17 protein-coding genes are annotated in these 20242 nt (G+C 72.8%); 8 read left to right on the top strand and 9 right to left on the bottom strand.

The genetic code is table 11. The features are described from left to right. The first annotated feature begins 55 nt into the window (after positions 1-55). Entirely contained in the window at positions 56-1585 is a 1530-nt protein-coding gene (locus ACWD0J_RS11930; protein ID WP_451495655.1) for an IucA/IucC family protein, read from the top strand. A 126-nt stretch (positions 1586-1711) separates the two neighbouring features. Here the strand turns inward: ACWD0J_RS11930 and ACWD0J_RS11925 are convergent, their stop codons facing one another. From ACWD0J_RS11925 to urtA, 6 genes are all read right to left on the bottom strand, one after another. Then, on the bottom strand, positions 1712-1885 hold the full coding sequence (locus tag ACWD0J_RS11925; protein ID WP_451495632.1) for a hypothetical protein: 174 nt from the start codon (positions 1883-1885) through the stop codon (positions 1712-1714). Between the two features lie 79 nt (positions 1886-1964). Next, complete coding sequence (gene urtE / locus ACWD0J_RS11920) at positions 1965-2657, bottom strand: urea ABC transporter ATP-binding subunit UrtE (RefSeq protein WP_451495631.1); 693 nt, start codon at positions 2655-2657, stop codon at positions 1965-1967. Positions 2658-2662: 5 nt separating this feature from the next. Then, positions 2663-3472, bottom strand: a complete 810-nt coding sequence (gene urtD / locus ACWD0J_RS11915) for an urea ABC transporter ATP-binding protein UrtD (protein WP_451495630.1) — start codon at positions 3470-3472, stop codon at positions 2663-2665. Further along, the gene (urtC, locus tag ACWD0J_RS11910) at positions 3469-4584 is read right to left on the bottom strand and encodes an urea ABC transporter permease subunit UrtC (protein WP_451495629.1); all 1116 of its coding nucleotides are present in this window, start codon (positions 4582-4584) and stop codon (positions 3469-3471) included. Before urtC ends, urtD begins: the two co-directional genes overlap by 4 nt. Then, positions 4581-5468, bottom strand: coding sequence for an urea ABC transporter permease subunit UrtB (gene urtB, locus ACWD0J_RS11905; RefSeq protein ID WP_451495628.1), 888 nt, complete (start codon positions 5466-5468; stop codon positions 4581-4583). The genes urtC and urtB overlap by 4 nt, the downstream gene beginning before the upstream one ends. Positions 5469-5567: 99 nt before the next feature. Beyond that, complete coding sequence (gene urtA / locus ACWD0J_RS11900; protein ID WP_451495627.1) at positions 5568-6824, bottom strand: urea ABC transporter substrate-binding protein; 1257 nt, start codon at positions 6822-6824, stop codon at positions 5568-5570. A gap of 376 nt (positions 6825-7200) precedes the next feature. On the opposite strand from urtA, the gene ACWD0J_RS11895 reads away from it, so the two are divergent. Next, positions 7201-7671 carry a MarR family winged helix-turn-helix transcriptional regulator gene (locus ACWD0J_RS11895; RefSeq protein WP_451495626.1) on the top strand — a complete coding sequence of 157 codons (471 nt, stop codon included), beginning with the start codon at positions 7201-7203 and terminating at the stop codon, positions 7669-7671. Here ACWD0J_RS11895 and ACWD0J_RS11890 read toward each other — a convergent pair. After that, positions 7628-8746: a substrate-binding domain-containing protein gene (locus tag ACWD0J_RS11890; RefSeq protein ID WP_451495625.1), complete on the bottom strand. Its 1119-nt coding sequence runs from the start codon at positions 8744-8746 to the stop codon at positions 7628-7630. The genes ACWD0J_RS11895 and ACWD0J_RS11890 overlap by 44 nt on opposite strands. A gap of 404 nt (positions 8747-9150) precedes the next feature. Here ACWD0J_RS11890 and ACWD0J_RS11885 point away from each other — a divergent pair, with 404 nt between their 5' ends. From ACWD0J_RS11885 to ACWD0J_RS11870, 4 genes are all read left to right on the top strand, one after another. Beyond that, the gene (locus ACWD0J_RS11885; protein WP_451495624.1) at positions 9151-10341 is read left to right on the top strand and encodes a carboxylate-amine ligase; all 1191 of its coding nucleotides are present in this window, start codon (positions 9151-9153) and stop codon (positions 10339-10341) included. Between the two features lie 240 nt (positions 10342-10581). Further along, positions 10582-12366, top strand: coding sequence for an N-acetylglutaminylglutamine amidotransferase (locus ACWD0J_RS11880; RefSeq protein WP_451495623.1), 1785 nt, complete (start codon positions 10582-10584; stop codon positions 12364-12366). After that, positions 12339-14717 (top strand): S9 family peptidase, encoded by a 2379-nt coding sequence (locus tag ACWD0J_RS11875; RefSeq protein WP_451495622.1) that lies wholly within the window; start codon positions 12339-12341, stop codon positions 14715-14717. The genes ACWD0J_RS11880 and ACWD0J_RS11875 overlap by 28 nt, the downstream gene beginning before the upstream one ends. Positions 14718-15264: 547 nt before the next feature. After that, a complete protein-coding gene (locus tag ACWD0J_RS11870) occupies positions 15265-15966 on the top strand; it encodes an IclR family transcriptional regulator (RefSeq protein WP_451495654.1) in 702 nt (233 codons plus the stop codon). 102 nt (positions 15967-16068) lie between these two features. On the opposite strand, the gene ACWD0J_RS11865 is transcribed toward ACWD0J_RS11870, so the two are convergent. Together ACWD0J_RS11865 and ACWD0J_RS11860 are read right to left on the bottom strand one after the other, a co-directional pair. Then, entirely contained in the window at positions 16069-16977 is a 909-nt protein-coding gene (locus tag ACWD0J_RS11865) for a class I SAM-dependent methyltransferase (RefSeq protein WP_451495621.1), read from the bottom strand. A 137-nt stretch (positions 16978-17114) separates the two neighbouring features. Continuing rightward, entirely contained in the window at positions 17115-18386 is a 1272-nt protein-coding gene (locus ACWD0J_RS11860) for an aspartate aminotransferase family protein (protein WP_451495620.1), read from the bottom strand. A 239-nt stretch (positions 18387-18625) separates the two neighbouring features. Here ACWD0J_RS11860 and ACWD0J_RS11855 point away from each other — a divergent pair, with 239 nt between their 5' ends. Beyond that, on the top strand, positions 18626-19669 hold the full coding sequence (locus ACWD0J_RS11855; protein ID WP_451495619.1) for a hypothetical protein: 1044 nt from the start codon (positions 18626-18628) through the stop codon (positions 19667-19669). Continuing rightward, positions 19666-20241 carry a hypothetical protein gene (locus ACWD0J_RS11850; protein WP_451495618.1) on the top strand — a complete coding sequence of 192 codons (576 nt, stop codon included), beginning with the start codon at positions 19666-19668 and terminating at the stop codon, positions 20239-20241. Before ACWD0J_RS11855 ends, ACWD0J_RS11850 begins: the two co-directional genes overlap by 4 nt. Position 20242: the final 1 nt, after the last annotated feature.

Raw genomic sequence — 20242 nt, 5'->3', positions numbered from 1 at the left:
GGTGGTGACGACAGACATACTGATCGTCTCCGCCCGAACGGACCGCAGAGAACGAGTGGAACGCGTGGATCCCTTCCCCCCGACCGCCGCCGATGACGCCGCACCCCGCGACGACATCGCGGACCGCGCCGACGCCTACGCGGCGGCGCCCCTCCTCAACTGCCTGCTGAGGGAGGTGGCCGAGCCCGTCTTGGACCCCGCCGGACCGGGCACACACCGGGTGTACCGGCTGCCCGGAGGCAGACTCCTGCGGGTGCGCGGCGCACGGCGGCCCGCCGCGCCCGAGGTGCACGCGGACGGCGGCTGGCGGCGCGTCGGCCACCCCGAACTGGTCAAACTCGTCGCCGAGGAACTGGTCCGGCACACCGGTCTGTCCAACCCCGACCTGCCCCCCGAGATGATCGACAGCCGGGACGTGGTCGCCGCTCTGCTCACCGCGCGGGCCCGGGCGACACCGCCCGACGACCCGTATCTGCGCTCCGAGCAGTGCCTGGTCACCGGCCATCCCCACCACCCGGCGCCCAAGGCCCGCGGCGGCGGTCCGGTCGCCGGCTGGCTGCCCTACGCCCCCGAGGCGCACGCCCGCTTCCCGCTGACGCTGCTCGGGCTGCGGGAGGACACGGTCGTGGAGGAGGGCGACACCTCGGCCCTCGACGCGCTCGGCGAAGCCCCGCCCGGCTACCGCCTGCTGCCCGCCCACCCCTGGCAGCTCGGCCTGGCCGCCCGCGACCTCGCCCCGGCCTTCACGGACGGCCGCCTGATCCGGCTCGGCACGACGGACTTCGCGGCCTGGCCGACGGCCGCGGTCCGCACGCTGTACGCGCCCGCCCGCGACCTCTTCCTGAAGTTCAGCCTCGACGTGCGCATCACCAACGACATCCGTCGCCTGTGGCGCCACGACCTGTACGCGCTACGCCGGACGGACACGGCGGCACGCCGGGCCCTGGCGGCGGTCGACGGTCCGGCGCGCTGGCTGAGCGACACCGGCTACCGCACCGCGGACTTCGCCTTCGAGGAACTGGCCGTCCTGGTCCGCGAGGGACTGCGCGACCGGTTGGTGTCCGGCGCGACCCCGCTGCTCGCCGCCGGGCTGGCCGAGGGCTTCGACGGCAGTCCTCTCGACGGCACCGCCGATCCGGCGGCCTGGTGGGAGGCCTACCTGGCCCAGGTGGTGCCGCCCGCGCTGGCGGCCTTCGCCGACCACGGCGTCGTCCTGGAGGCGCACCTGCAGAACACGCTGGTCGCCGTCGACGCCGACGGCACACCCGTGCAGGCGCTGTTCCGGGACGCCGAGGGCGTGAAGCTGCTGCCCGAGGTGTCCCGGGCGGCCGGCTGGGAACGGCTCGTGTACTGCCTGGTGGTCAACCACCTGATCGAGGTCGGGGCGGCCCTGGCCGAACGTCACCCGGGATTCGACCCCTGGCCCGCCGTCCGCCGCGAGCTGTCCCGGCACGACTTCCCCGAGGTCGCCGCCCTGCTCACCTCGCCCACCCTCCCCGGCAAGACGAACCTGCTGCTGCGCTGGACCGGCGCGGACGGCGCCGACGCCCGCTACCGGCCGCTGCCCAACCCCCTCGCGGGCTGAGGAGCGGCGGACGGGACCGTCAACTGAGGACGGTCGGCTGAGGACCGTCGGACGAGGAACCGCCGGCTGAGGACCGTCGGACGAGGAACCGCCGGCTGAGGACCGTCGGACGAGGGCCGGCTCAGGTCATCCGGTGGTGCCCTCGTCGGTCTCCTCCCACTCCTCCCGCGCGTCCGTGACCTCGCTGTCGCCGGACGGGTCCGGCTGCGGGTGTCCTTCCTCCTCGGGATGGATGTCGCGCTCACCGGTCTCCTGCTCCAGCGGGGACTCGGGCTCGCGTCCGGTTTCAGGACTGCTCATGATCACTCCTTCCGCTCCAGCTCCCAGAACAGAACGGGCATATCGACTTCCCCTGGGCCGGGAGGCGAAACGCGGCTCCTCACACGCTGAGGGCCGCCCGGACCGTCCCCTCGGCCCGCGCCCCGCCCTCGCCGGAGGAGGTCACCCGGCCCGCTTCCAGCACGTAGTACCGCTGGGCGGCCCGCATGGCGAAGCCCACGTGCTGTTCGACGAGCAGGACGGACAGGCCGCCGCGCCGCGTGAGCGCGAGGATCGTCTCCTCGATCTCGGCGACGACGGAGGGCTGGATGCCCTCGGTCGGCTCGTCCAGGAGAAGGAGCCGCGGGCGCGTGATCAGGGCGCGGGCGATGGCGAGCTGCTGGCGCTGGCCGCCGGAGAGCAGACCGGCGCGGCGGCCGGACAGCTCCCGCAGGACGGGGAACAGCTCCAGTGCCTCGCCGACGGCCTCCTTGCCGCCGGGACGGCCGTCGGCGACGAGCTGGAGGTTCTCCGCGGCGGTCAGGTGCGGGAAGCACTGCTGGCCCTGCGGTACGTACGCCATACCGCGGGCCACCCGCTGGTGCGGGGCTAGGCGGGTGATGTCCTCGCCGTCCAGCAGGACGCTCCCGGCGGTCGGCTTGAGCAGTCCCATGGCGGCCCGCAGGAGGGTGCTCTTGCCGGCGCCGTTGTGACCGAGGACGGCCGCGACGCCGTCCCTGGGGACCGAGACGGTCACCCCGTGCAGCACGGTGGTGCGGTCGTAACCGGCCCGGACGGTGGTGATCTCCAGCATGGGCGTCACGCCTCCTCGGCGACGGGAACGGGGGCGAGGGCGGCCCCGGGCTCGGGACCGGCCCCGGCGCCGGGCTCCGGCTCGGAGGCGCGGCCGAGGTAGACCTCCTGCACCCTGGGGTCGGCCTGGACCTCGGCGACCGTGCCCTCGCTGAGCACCTTGCCGGCGTGCAGGACGCTGACGCTGCGGGCGAAGGAGCGCATGAAGTCCATGTCGTGTTCGATGACGACGACCGTGTAGTCCTCGCTCACCCGGCGCAGCAGGGCGCCGGTGGCCTCGCGTTCGTCGTGGCTCATGCCGGCGACGGGCTCGTCGAGGAGCAGCAGCCGCACGTCCTGCACCAGCAGCATGCCGATCTCCAGCCACTGCTTCTGGCCGTGCGCCAGGGCCCCGGCGGGGCGGTCGCGCAGTTCGCTCAGACCGGTGGTCTCCAGCGCCCTCGTCACCGGTTCCGGTGTGCCCTTGCGGCGCCGGAGCATGGTCAGCGGTCCGCGTCCGGCGCCGGCGGCGATGTCCAGGTTCTGCAGGACGGTCAGTTCCTCGAAGACCGTGGCGGTCTGGAACGTCCGGCCGATGCCGAGGCGGGCGATGCGGTGCACGGGCCTGCCGAGGAGTTCCTGGTCCCCGAAGCGGGCCGAGCCGGTGGCCTTCACCAGCCCGGTGACCGCGTCGACCAGGGTGGTCTTCCCGGCGCCGTTCGGCCCGATGAGGAACCGCAGATCGCCGGGCGGGATGTCCAGGTCCACTCCGTCGACGGCGGTGAAGCCGTCGAAGGTGACGCGCAGGTCGCGGACGGTCAGTCCCTCGCCGTTCATGCTGTCTCTCCCTTCGGGGTGCGGGTGCGGCCGGTGCGGACGACGGCGAGCAGCGACGCCAGACCGCCGGGCAGGAAGCCCACCGCCACGATGAACAACAGCCCCTGGAAGTAGGTCCACCCCGCGGGGAAGGCGTCGGAGAGGGTGCTCTGCGCCCAGGCCACGACGAGCGCCCCGAGCACCGCGCCCACCAGCGAGGCCCGGCCGCCGACCGCCGCGCCGATGACGAAGCCGATGGACGGCACGATCCCGATCAGCGCGGGCGAGATGATCCCGACGGCCGGCACGAACAGGGCGCCGGCCAGGCCCGCCATGCCCGCCGCCACGACGTACGCGACGAGCTTGACGTTGGCCGGGTCGTAGCCGAGGAAGCGGACCCGCTCCTCGGAGTCCCGTACGGCGACGAGGAGTTCGCCGTAGCGGCTGACGAACAGCTGGCGGGCGAGGGCCATCAGGAGCAGCAGAGCGACGGCGATGACGACGTACACCGTCCGCTGGTTGACCGGGTCGTCGAGGTCGTAGCCGAAGAAGCCCTGGATGTCGGTGAGTCCGTTGGTGCCGCCGGTGGTGGCCTGCTGGCCGACCAGCCAGATGGCGAGGGCGGCGGCCAGCGCCTGGCTGAGGATGGCGAAGTACGCGCCCTTGACCCGGCGCCGGAAGATGAAGAACCCGAGCAGCGCGGCGACCGCCATGGGCAGCAGGACGGTCGCGGCGAGCGCGAAGCCCGGACTGGCGAACGGCTTCCACCACCAGGGCAGTGCGTCGCCGGTGCCGTACAGCTGCATGAAGTCGGGCAGTGCCTGGCCGGTGGCGGCGGCGTCGGCCAGCTTGAGGTGCATCGCCATGGCGTAGCCGCCGATGCCGAAGAAGACGCCCTGGCCGAGCACCAGCAGTCCGCCGCGGCCCCAGGCCAGGCTGACGCCGACGGCCACGATCGCGTAGCACAGGTACTTGGCGAGCAGGGAGAGCCGGAAGTCGGACAGGACCAGCGGGGCGACACCGAGGAGGAGCACGGCGCCGAGGGCGAAGCTGGCGGGCACCCGCAGGCGCTCCCGCAGGGACACGGGCGGGTCGGTCACGGCGGTGGGGGCCGGAGAGGTCGTTGTGGTCATGCGAGGCTCCTGGTCCGCAGTGTGTACAGGCCCTGGGGACGCCACTGGAGGAAGGCGACGATCGCGACCAGCACCATCACCTTCGCGACGCTGACCGTGGTCGAGTACTCCAGCACCGACTGCAGGACGCCCAGCACGAAGGCGGTGATCACGCTTCCCCTGAGCTGCCCGATCCCGCCCACGACGACGACCAGGAAAGCATCGACGATGTAGTTGGTGCCCGTCGTCGGACCGATCGGGCCGACCAGCGTGAGCGCGACCCCGGCCACGCCCGCGAGGCCCGAGCCGATGAAGAACGTCATCCGGTCGACCCGGCCGGTGGCGATGCCCGACACCTCGGCGAGGTCCCGGTTCTGCACGACGGCCCGGATGCGCCGGCCGAGCGGCGTCAGCCGCAGGATCAGGGTGAGCGCGAGGACGCAGAGCAGGGCGAGGCCGAGGATGAACAGCCGGCTGTTGGCGAGGGTGATGCCGCCGCCCACGGAGACGTTGCCGGTGAGCAGGTCCGGGGCGCGGGTCTGCACGTTGGGCGCGCCGAAGATGTCCCGGGCGAGCTGCTGGAGCATCAGGGACACGCCCCAGGTGACCAGCAGGGTGTCCAGCGGCCGGGTGTACAGGCGCCGGATGAGCAGCCACTCCAGCAGCATCCCCATGGCACCGGCGACGAGGAACGCCACGGGCAGCGCGACCAGCAGCGAGAGGCCGGCGCCGCTGAGGGACTTCTGCAGGACGTACGTGGTGTAGGCACCGGTCATGATGAACTCGCCGTGCGCCATGTTGATCACGCCCATCTGACCGAACGTCAGGGTCAGGCCGAGCGCGATGAGCAGGAGGACGGCACCGATGCTGATGCCGGTGAAGGACTGGTTGAGGATGACCGTCATGGAGCGGCTCCGGGTCGGGGACGGGGGTGCGGGACGCGGGACGGGACCCGGCCCCGAGAGCGGGCCGGGTCCACCCGGCGGGGCCGGACGGGGAGCCGGTCAGGACAGACCGGCGGCCCAGGAGTAGCCCTTGAGGTACGGGTCCGGCTTGATCGGCTTGCCCGAGTTCCAGACCTCGGTGATCAGTCCGTCCGCGCCGACCTTGCCGATCCGGGCCGTCTTGTGGACGTGCTGGGTCGCGCCGTCGACGGTGACCTTGCCCTCGGGGGCGTCGAGGGTGATGCCGTCCGCGGCCGCCTTGATCTTGGCGACGTCGAAGGAGCCGGCCTTCTCGACCATCTCCTTCCACAGGTACACGGAGATGTAGGCGGCCTCCATCGGGTCGCTGGTCGGCTTGTCCTTGCCGTAGGCGGCCTGGTACGCCTTGACGAACGTGGTGTTCGCCGTGCCGGGCGTGGTCTCGTAGTAGTTCCACGCGGTCAGCTGGTCCTGGAGGTACTGGGTGCCGATGCTCTTGACCTCCTCCTCGGCGATGGAGACCGACAGCACCGGCATGCTCTTCGCGGTCATTCCCGAGGACTTGTACTCCTTGAAGAAGGCCACGTTGCTGTCGCCGTTGAGGGTGTTGAACACCGCGTCCGCGCCGGAGTCCTTGACCTTGTTGACGATGGTGCTGAATTCCGTGGAGCCCAGCGGCGCGTAGTCCTCGCCGACCACCCGCATGCCGTTGGCCTTCGCGTACGCCGTGATGATCTTGTTGGCGGTGCGCGGGAAGACGTAGTCGCTGCCGACCAGGTAGAGCTTCGTCAGGCCCTGCTTCTTCAGGTAGTCCAGCGCGGGCACGATCTGCTGGTTGGTGGTCGCGCCGATGTAGAAGATGTACGGGGACTGCTCCAGGCCCTCGTACTGCACCGGGTAGAACAGCGGCGACCTGTACCGCTCGAAGACCGGCTTGACGGCCTTGCGGCTGGCCGAGGTCCAGCAGCCGAAGGTGGCCGCGACCTTGTCGTCCGTGATCAGGGCCTCCGCCTTCTCGGCGAACGTCGGCCAGTCGGAGGCGCCATCCTGGCTGACGGCCTGGAGCTTCTTGCCCAGCACACCGCCGGCGGCGTTGATCTCCTTGATGGCGAGCAGCAGCGCGTTGTGGACCGTGACCTCGCTGATGGCCATCGTGCCCGACAGCGAGTTCAGCAGTCCCACCTTGACCGTGCTGCCGGAGGTGTCGGCCGTGGTCCCGGACCCGTCGGTCGAGGCGCTGTCTCCGGTCTTGGCGCCGCAGGCGCTGAGGGCCGCGGAGGCGCCGACGGCCGACATGCCGGCCAGCAGGCCGCGTCTGCTGATGCTGAACCCAGACATGCAAAACCTCCATGCCCCGAAGGGCGTTGCGAAAAGAGCGGAAGACCCCGGGGAGGGAATGTGGCACACGGACCGAGCCGTTTCGGGATGACGTCCGGGCTGGTCGCTGAAGTGCGTCCACAGCCTGCGAGGGAACTGTTGCCACGGCGTTTCCGGTTAATTGAGGGTGAGTTTCCAGTGGAAGTGAAAACAACGATCGAAGAAAAGCACCGCCGCTGGTGGACCGGTACCTGACGGCGGATCAGCAACGGCAATTAATACTTCCTCCTGGAAGGATCTATTCTTCCGCTCTCGCTTGTCAGGCGGAGGGTGATCGACGGTAGGCTCCGGACATCCCTGTGACGGGGTGCCGAGGATCCGACCGGAGGAGCGCACGATGGCGAGGCGGCCCGAGGAACTGCTGCGTCTGCTGACGCGCGCCGAGCGTCTCTTCGCACGCCGAGTGCAGTCCGTACTGGAGGAGTTCGACTGTTCCGTGGAGGCGTGGCGGGTCCTGGACCTGCTCTCGGACGGGCAGGGGCACCACATGACGGCCCTCGCCGACCACGCCTTCCTGCCGCCGCCGAGCCTGACCAAGCTGATCGACCAGCTCGTCGACCAGAACCTCGTCTACCGCCGCGTCGACCCCGCCGACCGGCGACGCGTCCTGGCCCACCTCACCCCGCGGGGCGTGCGGCGCCGCCAGGAGCTGGTGCGCGAAGTGCGGGCCGGATGGGGGCAGTCGGGGCCGCTGCTCGCGGAGGCCGACGGCGAGCGACTGCACGCACTGCTGGACCGGCTGGCCTGCGCACTGGAGAACCCGGTCACAACAGATCGTGGGGAGCGCGCAGTTGGGCGAGCACGGTGAAGTCGAGCCCGTCCGCCTGGGCCAGGTAGACGCGCTGGCGCACATGCCGGTCCTGGAGGCGGAGCAGCCCGCGCGGCCCTTGGTACGACACCGCGTCGGCGGCGGCGCCGATCGCGCGGACGTCGAGGGTGCGGGCCTGTCCGACGAGTGCCGCCAGCAGCAGGACCCCTTCGTAGCACGACTCACCGAGGCTGCCCGGCGCGGGCGCCTCGATCCCGAACCGGGCGGCGTACCGGCCGTGGAAGTCCAGGGTGTCCTGGTTCGCCAGTGACGCGAAGAATCCGGCCGTGCTGAACAGGTCGCCGGTCGCCTCCGGGCCGCTGGCCAGCAGCATGTTCTCGTCCATCAGCGTGCTCAGCCGCAGACACCGCCGGTCCAGACCGGAGGCCGCGAACGCCCGGTTGAAACGCACCGCGTCGCTGCCGACCAGCAGCATCAGCACGGCGTCCGCGTCCGCGTGCTCGATCCGCCGCAGCACGTCACGGAGGTCCTCGGTGCCCAGCGGGAGATACGCCTCGCCGCAGATCCGGCCCCGGCACACGCGGGCGTAGCGGCGGGCGGCCCGGGCGGTGCGCCGGGGCCACACGTAGTCGTTGCCGACGACGAACCAGCGGCGCACGCCCCTGGCCTCCGCGAGCAGCCGCATCGCGGGCAGCAGCTGCCAGGCCGGGGTCTCGCTGGTCATGAAGACCCCCTCGGTGTGTTCGCCGCCCTCGTAGAGCGCCGTGTACACATACGGCACCCGGTGCGCGATCCGCGGGGCCATCGCCTGCCGGACCGAGGAGATGTGCCAGCCGGTGACGCCCTGCACCGTGCCCGTCGCCACCAGCGCCTCGACGTCCCGTGCGACCTCCTGAGGATCGCCGCCGCCGTCGATCTCCAGCAGCCGCAGCTCCCTGCCGAGGACACCGCCCGCCTTGTTGACCTCCTCGGCGGCCAGCCGCGCGCACGTCGCACAGGCGGGACCGAAGATCCCCGCGGGCCCCCGCATCGGGTACACGAGCGCGACGTTCAGGACCGAGTCGTCGGCGCTGACCCACTCGGGGGTGCGGAGGCTGGGCGGCGGCCGGTGCATGGCCACATGATCGCCCGGCCGTCACCGCCGCCCAAGCGGCGGAGCGGATCGAGACCGATTCGTAGGATCGGGCTGTCCGCCCGGTCCTGTCCGCCTGTCCGACCGTCCGACCGTCCGCCCGGTCCTGTCCGCCTGTCCGACCGTCCGCCGGAGTGGTCCGCCTGTCCGACCGTCCGCCGGAGTGGTCCGCCTGTCCGCCCGGAGTCGTCCGCCTCGCCCCGCCGGCCCGGTCCGGTCCGCACGGCCCCCGCCCCCAGGACGTCGGCGCTCATATGTGAGGCGTCGGCGACAGAAGTAACGTGCTGAGGCTTATCTGCGTGTTTGCCGGGAACTCGCAGACCGCAGCGGTCGCCGCGGGTCTCCGCCCGCACAGGCGATCGTCCGGTACGGGTGAGGGAGATGCCGTGACCGTTCGTGTAGGGGTAGAGGAAGAGTTCCACGTGCTGGACGCCGAGAGCGGGCTGCTGGCCCCACGCGCCGGTGCGCTCCTCGGCCGCCTGGACACCTCCGGTTTCACGACCGAGCTGCAGCAGTCGGCCGTGGAGTGGAACAGCCGGGTGCACGCCACGCTGGACTCCCTGCACACCGACGTGACCGGGGCACGGCGGCTCCTCGACGCGACCGCCTCCCGGCTCGGTCTGGCCGTCGTCGCGGCCGGGACCGTGCCGTTCGCCCGGGTGGCGTCCGGCGAGGCCACCGCAGATCCCCGGTACCAGCACATGGCCGACGAGTACCGCACCGTCGCCGACGAGCACCTCGTGTGCAGCGCGCAGTTCCATGTGGACATCCCCGATCGCGACACGGCCGTCCGGATCATGTGCGCCGTCTCGCCGTGGCTGCCCCCGCTGCTGGCCCTGTCCGCCAGCTCACCGTTCTGGCTCGGCGCGGACACCGGATACGCCAGCTGGCGCACGATGCTGTGGCAGCGCTGGCCCACCTCCGGGCCGGCCGGCTGCTTCGCCGGAGCCGCCGACTACGACGCCACCGTCACCGGCCTGGTCCGCTCCGGGGTGATCAGCGATCCCGGAATGATCTATTACGACATACGGCCGTCCGCCCACCAGCGGACGCTGGAGCTGCGCCTGTGCGACGCGTGCCCGCGCGCCGAGACCGTCGTGCTCGTCGCCGGACTGTTCCGCGCCCTGGTCGAGGACGCGCGGGTCCGGCTGGAGCAGCCGGGCGGCCGGCCGTGCGACGGCCGGCACGAATGGATCCGGGCCGCCGTCTGGCGAGCGGCCCGCGCCGGTCTGGAGGGCACCCTCGTCGACCCGGTCACCCGCTGTCCCGCGCCCGCCGCCACCGTCCTGCGCGGCATGCTCGGGCGGCTGCGCCCCGCCCTGGAAGCCTTCGGCGACTGGGACACCGTGCGCGCACTCACGGAAGAAGCCCTGGCGCGGGGCAGTGCCGCCCGCCACCTGCGCGACATCGCTGAGGAGGACGGCCTGCTCGCCGCCGTCAGGACGATGGTGGCCGAGACCCGTGGCGAGCGAAGGCCGCGCCCCGCGGCCGTGCGCCGGCCCGTCGCGACGGCCGGCGCCGCCCCGCCGGGGACCCTGGCGCCGGGGCCGGGCCCGGTGGAAACCGTCGGCGGCTGACACCCGCGCGGCCATGGAGGAAAGCAGGCACCGGGTGCCGCCCGCGACGGGGCGGCGGGGCGCGGAGGACCGGGTGGACAGCCCGTCCGCCCGTCGTGCCGGTGCCGGTGTCGTCTGTGATCGAGGAGAGTAGTCCGTCATGCCCAGCAGCAGCACCACCCCGAACCGGACCGGATCGTGCCCGCCCGAGGTACCACCGCCGAGTCCGTCCGACGGCGCCCCGCGAGGGGGTGCGGCCTGATGTGCGGCCTCAGCGGAGAGATACGTTTCGACGGGGGACGGCCGGACCTGGCGGCCGTCGAGCGGATGACCGACCGGCTCGCCGCCCGGGGGCCGGACGGCCGGGGCCTGTGGTCCCAGGGTGGCGTCGCACTGGGCCACCGCCGGCTGAAGATCATCGATCTGTCCGAGTGCGGGGCGCAGCCGATGACCGACCCCGCGGGCCGGATCGCCGGTGTCTTCAACGGCTGCATCTACAACTACCAGGAGCTGCGCGAGGAACTGCGCGGTCTCGGGCACCGCTTCTTCTCCGACTCCGACACCGAGGTACTGCTCAAGGCGTACCAGCAGTGGGGAACCGCGTGCGTCGACCGCCTCTACGGCATGTTCGCGTTCGTCATCGTGGAACAGGCCACCGGACGCGTCGTCCTCGGCCGTGACCGGCTGGGCATCAAGCCGCTGTACCTGGCGCAGGCACCGGGGCGGCTGCGTTTCGCCTCCTCCCTGCCGGCCCTCCTGGCGGGCGGCGGCGTCGACACCTCCCTCGACCCGGTCGCGCTGCACCAGTACCTGAGCTGGCACGCCACCGTGGCGGCACCGCGCACCGTCCTCGCGGGCGTCCGCAAGCTGCCCCCCGCCACCGTGCGCGTCATGGAGCCGGACGGCGGCCACCGCGACATCTGCTACTGGCAGCCGTCGTACACGCGCCGGCCCGAGTACGCGCACCTGGGCGCGGACGACTGGCGGGACGCGGTGCTCGACGCGCTGCGCACCGCGGTACGCCGGCGCATGGTCGCCGACGTACCCGTCGGCGTGCTCCTGTCGGGCGGGCTCGACTCCAGCCTGATCGTGGCGCTGCTGGCCGACGAGGGGCAGCGCGATCTCGCGACCTTCAGCGTGGGCTTCGAGTCGGAGGGCGGCGAGGAGGGCGACGAGTTCCACTACTCCGACCTGGTCGCCCGGCACTTCGACACGGACCACCACCAGCTGATGGTGCCCTCGGACCGCGTGTCGACGGCCCTGGACGCGGCCGTCGAGGCGATGAGCGAGCCGATGATCAGCCACGACGTGGTGGCCTTCCACCTGCTGTCCGAGCAGGTGGCGAAGGAGGTCAAGGTCGTCCAGAGCGGCCAGGGCGCGGACGAGGTCTTCGCCGGCTACCACTGGTATCCGGACCTGGCCGCCGTCCCCCGGGAACGGGAGCCCGAGGCGTACGCCGAGACGTACTTCGACCGGCCGCACGCCGACCTGACCGCCGTCCTCCAGCCCCACCTGCTGCCCGGCCACGACGTGTCGGGCCGCTTCGTGCGGGAGCACATGGCACGTCCGGGCGCGGAGACCGCCCTCGACGCGGCGCTGCGGCTCGACACCCATGTGATGCTCGTCGACGACCCGGTCAAGCGGGTCGACAACATGACCATGGACTGGGGCCTGGAGGCCCGCGTCCCGTTCCTCGACCACGACCTCGTGGAACTCGCCGCCGCCTGCCCGCCGGAACTGAAGCTCGCCGACGGCGGCAAGGGCGTCCTCAAGGCCGCCGGCCGCCGGGTGCTGCCCGCGGAGGTCGTCGACCGGCCCAAGGGCTACTTCCCCGTCCCCGCCATCAAGCACATGGCGGGTCCCGTACTGGAACGGGTCCGCGAGGCACTGTCGGCGCCCGAGGCCACCTCGCGGGGCGTCTTCCAGGACGCGTACGTGGCCAGGCTGCTGTCGGCGCCGGACGAGCACCGCACCAGGCGCGGGGCGAACGCACTGTGGCAGGTAGCTTTGCTGGAGATATGGCTGCAAACGCACGGAATCAGCTGACCGGGACGCAGGGCACCGACGCCTCGGGCCCGGTCCCTCCCTTCCGCGCCCCCGCCGACAGGGACACCGACGGCGGGGTGCCGCCGTGGCGGTCGGAGGACCACGGGGACCACGGCCCCGCCCCGGCGGTGACGGCGTCGGCGGCCACCGTGCCGATGCCGGCGTACACGGCTCCGGCGCCGGTGGCCCTGCCCGACGCCGCCGCGCCGCGGGACACCCCGCAACGGCTGACGTCCCACGGCTGCTGGTATCCGTCGGTGGACCCCAGCGGCAGACACGTCGCGTTCATCTGCGACCGCGGCGGGGTTCCGCAGCTGTGGACCGGACCGGTGGACGGACACGAGGTCCACCTGCTGGACTCCGACCCGCACCCGGTCAAGGAGGTGGCCTGGTCCCCGGACGGCCGCTGGATCGCCTACACCACGGCCCCGGGAGGCGGCGAACACACCCGGGTGCTGTGCGTACGGCCCGACGGAACCGGGCGACGCGTCCTGGCCGGCGCCGAGCCCGGCAGCTCCGCGCACCTGGGCTGCTGGCAGCACGACGGCTCGGCCGTGGCCGTCACCGTCGCCGAACCGGTTTTCGGGCGGGGCGAGGCGGACCCGGGAGACCGGCCCGCCCGCGAGGAACCGGGCCTCGCCGACCCGCGCACGTACACCGCCCCCCATCCGGCGGGCTGGGCCACCCGCGACGGCCAGGCCGTGCTGCTGGGCGGCCCGCACCACGGTGACGCGGCGGGCCGCGACGGCGGGCCGGCCGGTGTCACTGGTGTCACCAGCGTCGCTGGTGCTGCCGCTGCCACCGGTGTCGCTGGAACGCGGGGCGTGCCGGGGGCGCACGGCCGGGAAGCCGGCAAGGAGGGCCCGGACGGAACGGCCGGCGGAGGACTGGCCGCCTACCTCGTCGACCCCGAGGGGGTGTCGGCCCCCGCCCTGCTGGCGGTCGAACGGGGCGCCGCCACGCTGCGCGTGTGCGACCTCAGCCAGGACGGACGGCTGGCGCTGGTGCGCCGGGGGCCGCGCGGCCGGCGGGAGGCCCTGGTCGTGCGCACCGCCGACCTGCGGACCACCTGCGCGCTGCCGGTCGCCGACGGTGATCCGTGGATCGGCCGTTTCTCCCCGGACGGCGGGACGCTGTGGCTGCGCAGCGACGCCGCACGCGAGTTCGCCGCTCTGTTCGCCGTCCGCCTCGGTCCCCTGGGCGAGCGGCTGGAGCTGACCGTGGCCGCCGAGCGCGAGGACTGCGGACTGGAACTGCTGGCGTTCGGCCGTGACGGACACACCGCCGCGCTGGCCTGGAACGTGCGCGGTGCCAGTGAGCTGGAGGTCGTCACCCTCACGCCGGCCCCCGCCCGGGACGCCCTGGAGGGCCCGCCGCGGCCGGTGCCGGTGCCGCTGCCGCTGCCGCACGAGGTGGTGACCCGGATCGCGCGCGCCGACGACCGGTCGGGACTGGTGCTGGCGCTGTCCGGGTCGCAGCGCCGCCCGGGTGTGTGGTGGCTGTCCGAGGGAGCCGCGCTGCGCACCGGATGGTCGTCCCGGGACGAGGACGCCGTCCCCCCGGGCCGTCCGCCCGTCCGTCCCGTACCGCTGCGGCTGACGGCACGCGACGGACTGCCGCTGAGCGGCTGGTACTACCGCGCGCCCGGCCGGGGCCCCGCGGAGCCGGCGCCCTGCGTGATCCATCTGCACGGCGGGCCGGAGGAGCAGGAACGGCCCGTGTTCAACCCCCTCTACCACGAGCTGCTGGGCCGGGGCCTGGACGTCTTCGCCCCGGACGTGCGCGGCTCCTCGGGGCACGGCCGGTCCTTCGTCGACGCCGACCTGGGCACAGGCCGGTTCGCCGCGATCCAGGACGTCGCCGACTGCGCGGCCCACGCCGTGGTGAGCGGCCTCGCCGATCCCAGGCGGCTGGCCGTCATGGGCCGCTCGTACGGCGGCTACCTGGTGATGGCCTCCCTCGTGTGGCACCCGGACCTCTTCCGCACCGGCGTCGCGGCCTGCGGCATGTCCGACTTCGCGACCTTCTACGCCGGCACCGAGCCGTGGATCGCGGAATCGGCCGCGCACAAGTACGGCCACCCCGAACGCGACCGGGAACTGCTGCACGCCCTGTCCCCGATGACCCGCGTCGACGCCCTGCGGGTCCCGCTGCTCGCCGTCCACGGTGAGCACGACACGAACGTGCCGTTCGGCGAGTCCGAGCAGTTCGTCCGCGCCGCCCGGGAACGCGGCCTGGACGCCGAACTGTTGACGCTGCGCAACGAAGGGCACGACTTCCTGCGCGCGGACAGCCGGCAGATCTTCCGCCGGGCCGCCGCCGACTGGATCGAACGGCACCTCGCCGACTGAGCGGCGCCCGTACCGGCTGGTTCCCGTGCCGGAGCGGCGGGGCGCGCCCCGAGGGCGTTTTCGCTTCCCCCGGCTGTTCATTTCGAATTCCGGAAGATGACCGGTTTCCCATGGTTCCGCTGTACTGGGTGGCACTTTTGCCTTTGAGAGCGCGTCCACACCCCGCCCACCCCTGCACCGACGCCCTCTTCCGTGGCCCTAAACCCCTCTCTGCGATCCGGCCTGGAATGACCAGTTTTTTTCGAAGCGATCATGTGATCTACGCCCGCGCTGGTATGGTTTTTTTGTGAGCAGATGTGTACTGCACCAGACTCTGCGGCACCGGCTTTCTGCCCGGCGCTGACCACGTCGGCGGTGAACGGGGTGACGGAAAAGATGAGGAAACTTTTTTGAAGCGGCCGCAGCGCCTGCCGTGTCCCCACGCCTCCGCCAGCCAGGGAGAACCTCATGAGCGCAGACGTCTGACTGGGGGGGACGTCGCATGTTCTCCACGACCCCCAGACCCTTTGAAGGAAGTACCTTGTCCGTTCAGAACGGTTCACGCTCCATGCTCGCGCGCGGCCTGAGTATTCTGCGATGCTTTCGGCCGGGCGAACCGGAACTGCCGCTCTCCGAAATCGCTCGTAGATCCGACATGCCTAAAGCGACCGCTCACCGGATCATCACGGAACTCGTCGACAAGGGAATGCTGGAGCGGGGGGAGAAAGGATTGAGACTCGGCGTCGCTCTTTTCATGCTCGGTGCGCAGGTTCCCCGGCAACTGGAGCTGCGCGATCTGGCCTTCCCGTACGCGGAACAACTCCATCACCTCACGCGCGGAAGCGCCTTCGTCTTCATCTCCGACGCGGTCGGCCCCGACGCGGCGCTGGTGGACGCGGTGCGCCGGGGGTACGGCGCGGGCGCCGAACTCGGCGCGGAGGAGGAGACCTGGGCCTCGGCCCAGGCCGCGACCCGGATCTTCCACGCGTTCGGCGCGGACGCGGCCCGCCCGCCCCAGCGAGCACGGGCGGGCGGCCGGGAGGCGGCCCGGGTGCAGCACCAGGGGTTCGTTGCCGTCCGCAGCGGCACCGGCGCCGTGGGCATCGCGGCGCCCGTGCTCACGGTGTCGAACACGGCCGTGGGGGCGCTGGCCGTCGCCGGACCGCAACGCCGATTACAGGTGGTCACGGCCGCCTCCCATCTGCGGGCCGCGTGCGCCGCCGTCTCGCGTGCCCTGCAACGCACCCCCGAGCTGATGCTCGTCCAGTGATCCCCGGAGTTCCGTGGCGCGGCAGTCACGCGGCGGGCCGACCCGCCGCGCGGATGCGCGAGGCCGCACCCCGCCCGCCGGATCCCGCGCCGGTACGTCATGTCAGCCCCGCCTGGCCGTGAACAGAGCGGGCAGCAACCGCCCGGCCAGATACTCCTCGCGGGCCGCTCCGAGGGTGTCCCGGATGAGGTCGGCCGATTCGGACCCGTAGATCCCGGCCACACTGCCCCGGAAGATCCGCACCACCTTGAGCCGCTCGGCGAGCAGCGCCGCCGCCCATGAGGTCAGGTCACGCCGCGCCACGCCGACGAAGCCCGCGCGGTCGAGCTGGCGCAGACGGCCGGTGAGAGCGGTGGTGAAGAAGACTCCCCGCGGATGAGCCGTACGGAACGCCTCGGACGGCGTCCGGCCGTCCGGCGTCAGGCTCACCTCCTCGGTGAGGACCAGCAGCCCGCCGGGGCGCAGCAGCCTCCCTGCCTCGCGCACGACCTCGCCGGGCTCGGGAAAGTGCGGCATCGACCCCGTCACCACCACGACGTCGAGTGAGGCGTCGGGCAGCGGGACAGCCGAGGCCGAGGCGCAGATGTCCGTCATCCCCGCACGTCCCTGCGCGCGGCCGATACGGCGGCTGACGGCGCAGTGCTCGGCGACGAGTTCGACGCCGTAGGCGCGCCGCACGACGAGTCCGCGCGCGGTGAGGCGGTCGACCGTGTAGCGCAGCGCGCCGCCGAACCCGCTGCCCAGTTCGCACAGATCCACCGTGGCGCCCTCCACGGCCCCGGAAGCCCCGGAAGCCCAGGCGGCGACGGCGTCGGCGACCAGATCGCAGCCGTGCGGTCCGAAGTGGCCCATCTGATCGAGGCCGAGCAGGCCGTCGGGCCCCTCCTCGCCGGTGAACTCGACGATGGACCGCTCGGTGCGCTCCCAGTCGTGCAACGCGGGGAACAGCTCCCGGTGGTAGCGGTACTGGACCCCCTGCTGACCGGGCGGGACGCCGGGCCGCGCGGTCATCGCGGGTCACCGGGCGAGGCGGAGGCGGAGGCCGCGAAGGTCCTGATGTTCGGCACAGCGATGCTCCTCGGTATGTGCGGACGGTCCTGCGGGCGGCTGTGGGCCGGTACCCGCCCGGAGCCGGGCTCCGGGCCGGCTCAGGGCGCCGCCGCCGCCGGTGCGCGGAATTCGTCGGGCACCGCCGCGCAGACGGCGTCCAGCGTGGCGAGCGCCTCCTCGGCCTCCTCGTCGGTGGCGATCAGCGGCGGGAGCAGGCGCAGGACCTCCGGCCGCCCCAGGCAGGGGGAGACCACCAGGCCCTTGCGGCCCAGCTCCATCAGGACGTCCCCGGCCACGGCGGGAGCGCTGAACTCCACACCCCACAGCAGCCCCCGGCCGCGTACCTCGGTGATCAGGGCGGGGTGGCGCCGGGCGAGCCGCGCCAGGCCGGCGGCGAACAGCTCCGCGAGACGCTCGCCGCGCGGCGCCAGCTCCTCGACCGCGGTGAGCGCCGCGAGGCCGGCCGCCGCGCCCAGCGGATGCCCGGAGAAGGTCGTGGTGTGCAGGAACGGGTCGGCGGTCAGCGGTGCGTACAGCTCGGGCGTGGCCACCACGGCGGACAGCGGCTGCACCCCGCCGCCGAGCGCCTTGCCGAGCAGTACGGCGTCGGGCCGCACCCCGGCGTCGGTACTGACCAGCCGGGGCCCGCATCTGCGCAGTCCGCTCTGGATCTCGTCGGCTATCAGGAAGGCGCCGTTCTCGTGCGCCGCGTCCGCGAGGGCCCGCAGGAACACGGGGTCCAGCGGACGTACGCCGCCCTCGCCCTGGACGGGTTCGACGAGCACCGCGGCCACCTCGCCGTCCGCGAAGGCGCCCGCTATCGCGGCGGTGTCCGTCGCGATGTGGGTCACGCCGCCGAGCAGCGGTTCGAGCGAACGGCGGTAGCGCGGGTTCCAGGTCGCGGCCAGAGCGCCGAGGGACTTGCCGTGGTAGGCGCCCTCGACGGCCAGGACGCGGGTGCGGCCCGTGGCCAGCCGTGCCAGTTTGAGCGCCGCCTCGACGGCGTCGCAGCCGTTCAGCCCCAGCCACACCTTCGTCAGCCGCCCGGGGTCGGCCCAGGAGGCCAGCGCGCCCGCGAGACCGGCGGTGGTGCCGTTGCCCAGGACGCGGGTGGACACCGGCATGGCGTCCAGCTCGCGGCGTACCGCGGCCACGACGCCGGGATGCCGCTGGCCGAGCAGAGTCACCGCGTAGCTTCCGAAGTCGAGCGCGCTGCGGCCGTCGGAGAGCCGCACGCGAGCCCCTTCGCCGCTCATCTCGATCGCACCGGAGCCGTTCATGCCGTAGACCAGAGCCAGTTGAGGCGAGAGATGTCTTCGTGTCGCGTCGAGCGCACCCCGGGCGATGCCGTTTCCGGCGGTCGCGGTCATCGGGAACGTCCTCTCCTCGTACGGTGGTTCCGGTCCCGTCCGGTCAACTTGTAACCCCCCGTCCACGCTCGTGAGAAGTCGCGTTCCGGCTGCCGGAACGTTCGTTGATCCGCACCCGAGGCGCTTGACAGGCTGCGGGAGACCGCGGGTTCCCGGGGCTCCGCAGACCACCGGGGACACGGCCCGGGGAAGGGCCCGCCGCACCGTCGCCGTCCGCAGCCGAAAGGTGCACCGACCGCATGGAGACCACGTCAGCCGGCGCCGTCGCGTTCCCGGATTTCGGCACCCTGGAAAGGCGTCTCGACGCGTTCCTGGAACCACGCGGGATCAGCAGGACCGCCGTGCTCGGGGAAGCCGACCAGGGCATGGGCGCTCCGGCGCTCGCGGTCGTCGCCGGATCGGTGCTCGCCGGGTTCGGCAACCACCGCAGCGATCTCGACCTGCTCGTCCTGGTGGAGAACGACAAGCTCACCCGGTTTCCCATCCAGTCGCACGAACACGGCGCGCTGATCGACGTCAACGTCCGCTGGGCGAGCGGGGTCCGGGACAGCGCGGACGAGCTGGCCACCGAGACCTGGCCGCGGTTCGCCACGGTCACCGAGGACGCCTGGAACCACCGGCGCCGCACCCTCAACACCGTGAACCGGCTGGCGCTCGGGCTGCCGCTGATCGCTGTGCCGCCGTGGGACGACTGGCAGGCGGGGCTGCGCCGGCCGTGGCTGGCCGACGTGCTGGAGCAGTGGTGGACGGTGGAGGCGCACCGCCTCGCGCAGGCCGCCCGCTGGCTGCTCGACGCCCGGCCCATGGCGGCGGCGGTCCGTGCCCGGGAGGCCGTGGTCGCCGCGCTCAACGCGCGGACCACGGCGGCCGGGACGCTGTACTTCGCGGCGAAATGGGTGGGCGAGAAACTCAGGTCGCTCGGGGACGACGAGGGCCTCGCCCTGCTCCGCGAGGCCCTGGCCCCTCCGCTCGCGCCCCGTGAACGGGTGGCGCACTGCCTGGCGGCCGTCGAGCGCCTGATCGGCGACGCCGCGCCCCTGCACGCGGTACTGCGCTGGTCCACCGGCGTCGGGACGACGGCACTGGACGACCGTACGGTCGTCGACCGCTGGCAGCTGCGTGCCCTGGAGGTCCCGCGACGGGACCTGCCGCCCTCGGACGGCGACGCGGTCATCTGGTCCGGCCCGGCCGGGACGTCGCTCCCCGACGACCTCATGCCCCTGTTCGTCCACGGCATGGTGTGGCTCGGTGTCGCCCACCCCGACCCGGAGGTGTCCGCTTGACACACCCAAGTACGTCCGTGACCGCCGACGCGGCCTCCGGCAGGCCCCCGGCGCCGGCCGGCGCGCCCCCGGTCGATCTGCGGCGCCTGCTCGCCTTCCGCGCCCACGGCGCAGCCCGGCTGCTGCTCGGCTGCCGGGCCCGCCTGGAGGACGTCGAGGGCGCCGTCGGAGCCGGGCAGACCGAGGTGGCCGCCCTCATGGCGTACGAGCTGGTGCAGCTCTCCCTGTCCGTACGCGGGCTGCGTACCGAGGGCGAACTGAGCTATGGGCGCGACGAGGTGGCCTTCGACCCCTTCGCCGGTGTCCCGGCCGCGGAGGCCGAGGCCGGGCTGATCCTCGCGGCGCAGGGCCGTGAGGCGGTGGGAGAGCGCGGCGAGGAGTGGCTGGACAGGCTCCGGGACCATCTGCGGGAGACCGAGGCGCTGCTCGGGTACGGCGAGCCGCTGCCCGACGTGCGGTCCGGGAGCGGGCTGATGAAGGGCTTCAAGCTGGCCCGCACCTGGCAGCCGCTGCTGGGACGGGTGGGCCTGCCCGGTCTGCTGCCGGACGCCTGGACGCGCCGTGCCGACTGAT

This window comes from Streptomyces sp. NPDC003011 (genome assembly GCF_053591515.1).
The sequence above is the reverse complement of the archived record's forward strand: the minus strand, read 5'-3'. Positions and strand labels throughout refer to the sequence as shown.

Coding starts and splice junctions, on each gene's coding strand:
- ACWD0J_RS11865 (WP_451495621.1), bottom strand. CDS start 16,977: ATGACCGCGCGGCCCGGCGTCCCGCCCGGTCAGCAGGGGGTCCAGTAC.
- ACWD0J_RS11860 (WP_451495620.1), bottom strand. CDS start 18,386: ATGACCGCGACCGCCGGAAACGGCATCGCCCGGGGTGCGCTCGACGCG.
- urtE (WP_451495631.1), bottom strand. CDS start 2,657: ATGCTGGAGATCACCACCGTCCGGGCCGGTTACGACCGCACCACCGTG.
- ACWD0J_RS11855 (WP_451495619.1), top strand. CDS start 18,626: ATGGAGACCACGTCAGCCGGCGCCGTCGCGTTCCCGGATTTCGGCACC.
- ACWD0J_RS11870 (WP_451495654.1), top strand. CDS start 15,265: ATGCTCGCGCGCGGCCTGAGTATTCTGCGATGCTTTCGGCCGGGCGAA.
- ACWD0J_RS11880 (WP_451495623.1), top strand. CDS start 10,582: ATGTGCGGCCTCAGCGGAGAGATACGTTTCGACGGGGGACGGCCGGAC.
- urtA (WP_451495627.1), bottom strand. CDS start 6,824: ATGTCTGGGTTCAGCATCAGCAGACGCGGCCTGCTGGCCGGCATGTCG.
- urtC (WP_451495629.1), bottom strand. CDS start 4,584: ATGACCACAACGACCTCTCCGGCCCCCACCGCCGTGACCGACCCGCCC.
- urtD (WP_451495630.1), bottom strand. CDS start 3,472: ATGAACGGCGAGGGACTGACCGTCCGCGACCTGCGCGTCACCTTCGAC.
- ACWD0J_RS11890 (WP_451495625.1), bottom strand. CDS start 8,746: ATGCACCGGCCGCCGCCCAGCCTCCGCACCCCCGAGTGGGTCAGCGCC.
- ACWD0J_RS11875 (WP_451495622.1), top strand. CDS start 12,339: ATGGCTGCAAACGCACGGAATCAGCTGACCGGGACGCAGGGCACCGAC.
- urtB (WP_451495628.1), bottom strand. CDS start 5,468: ATGACGGTCATCCTCAACCAGTCCTTCACCGGCATCAGCATCGGTGCC.
- ACWD0J_RS11895 (WP_451495626.1), top strand. CDS start 7,201: ATGGCGAGGCGGCCCGAGGAACTGCTGCGTCTGCTGACGCGCGCCGAG.
- ACWD0J_RS11925 (WP_451495632.1), bottom strand. CDS start 1,885: ATGAGCAGTCCTGAAACCGGACGCGAGCCCGAGTCCCCGCTGGAGCAG.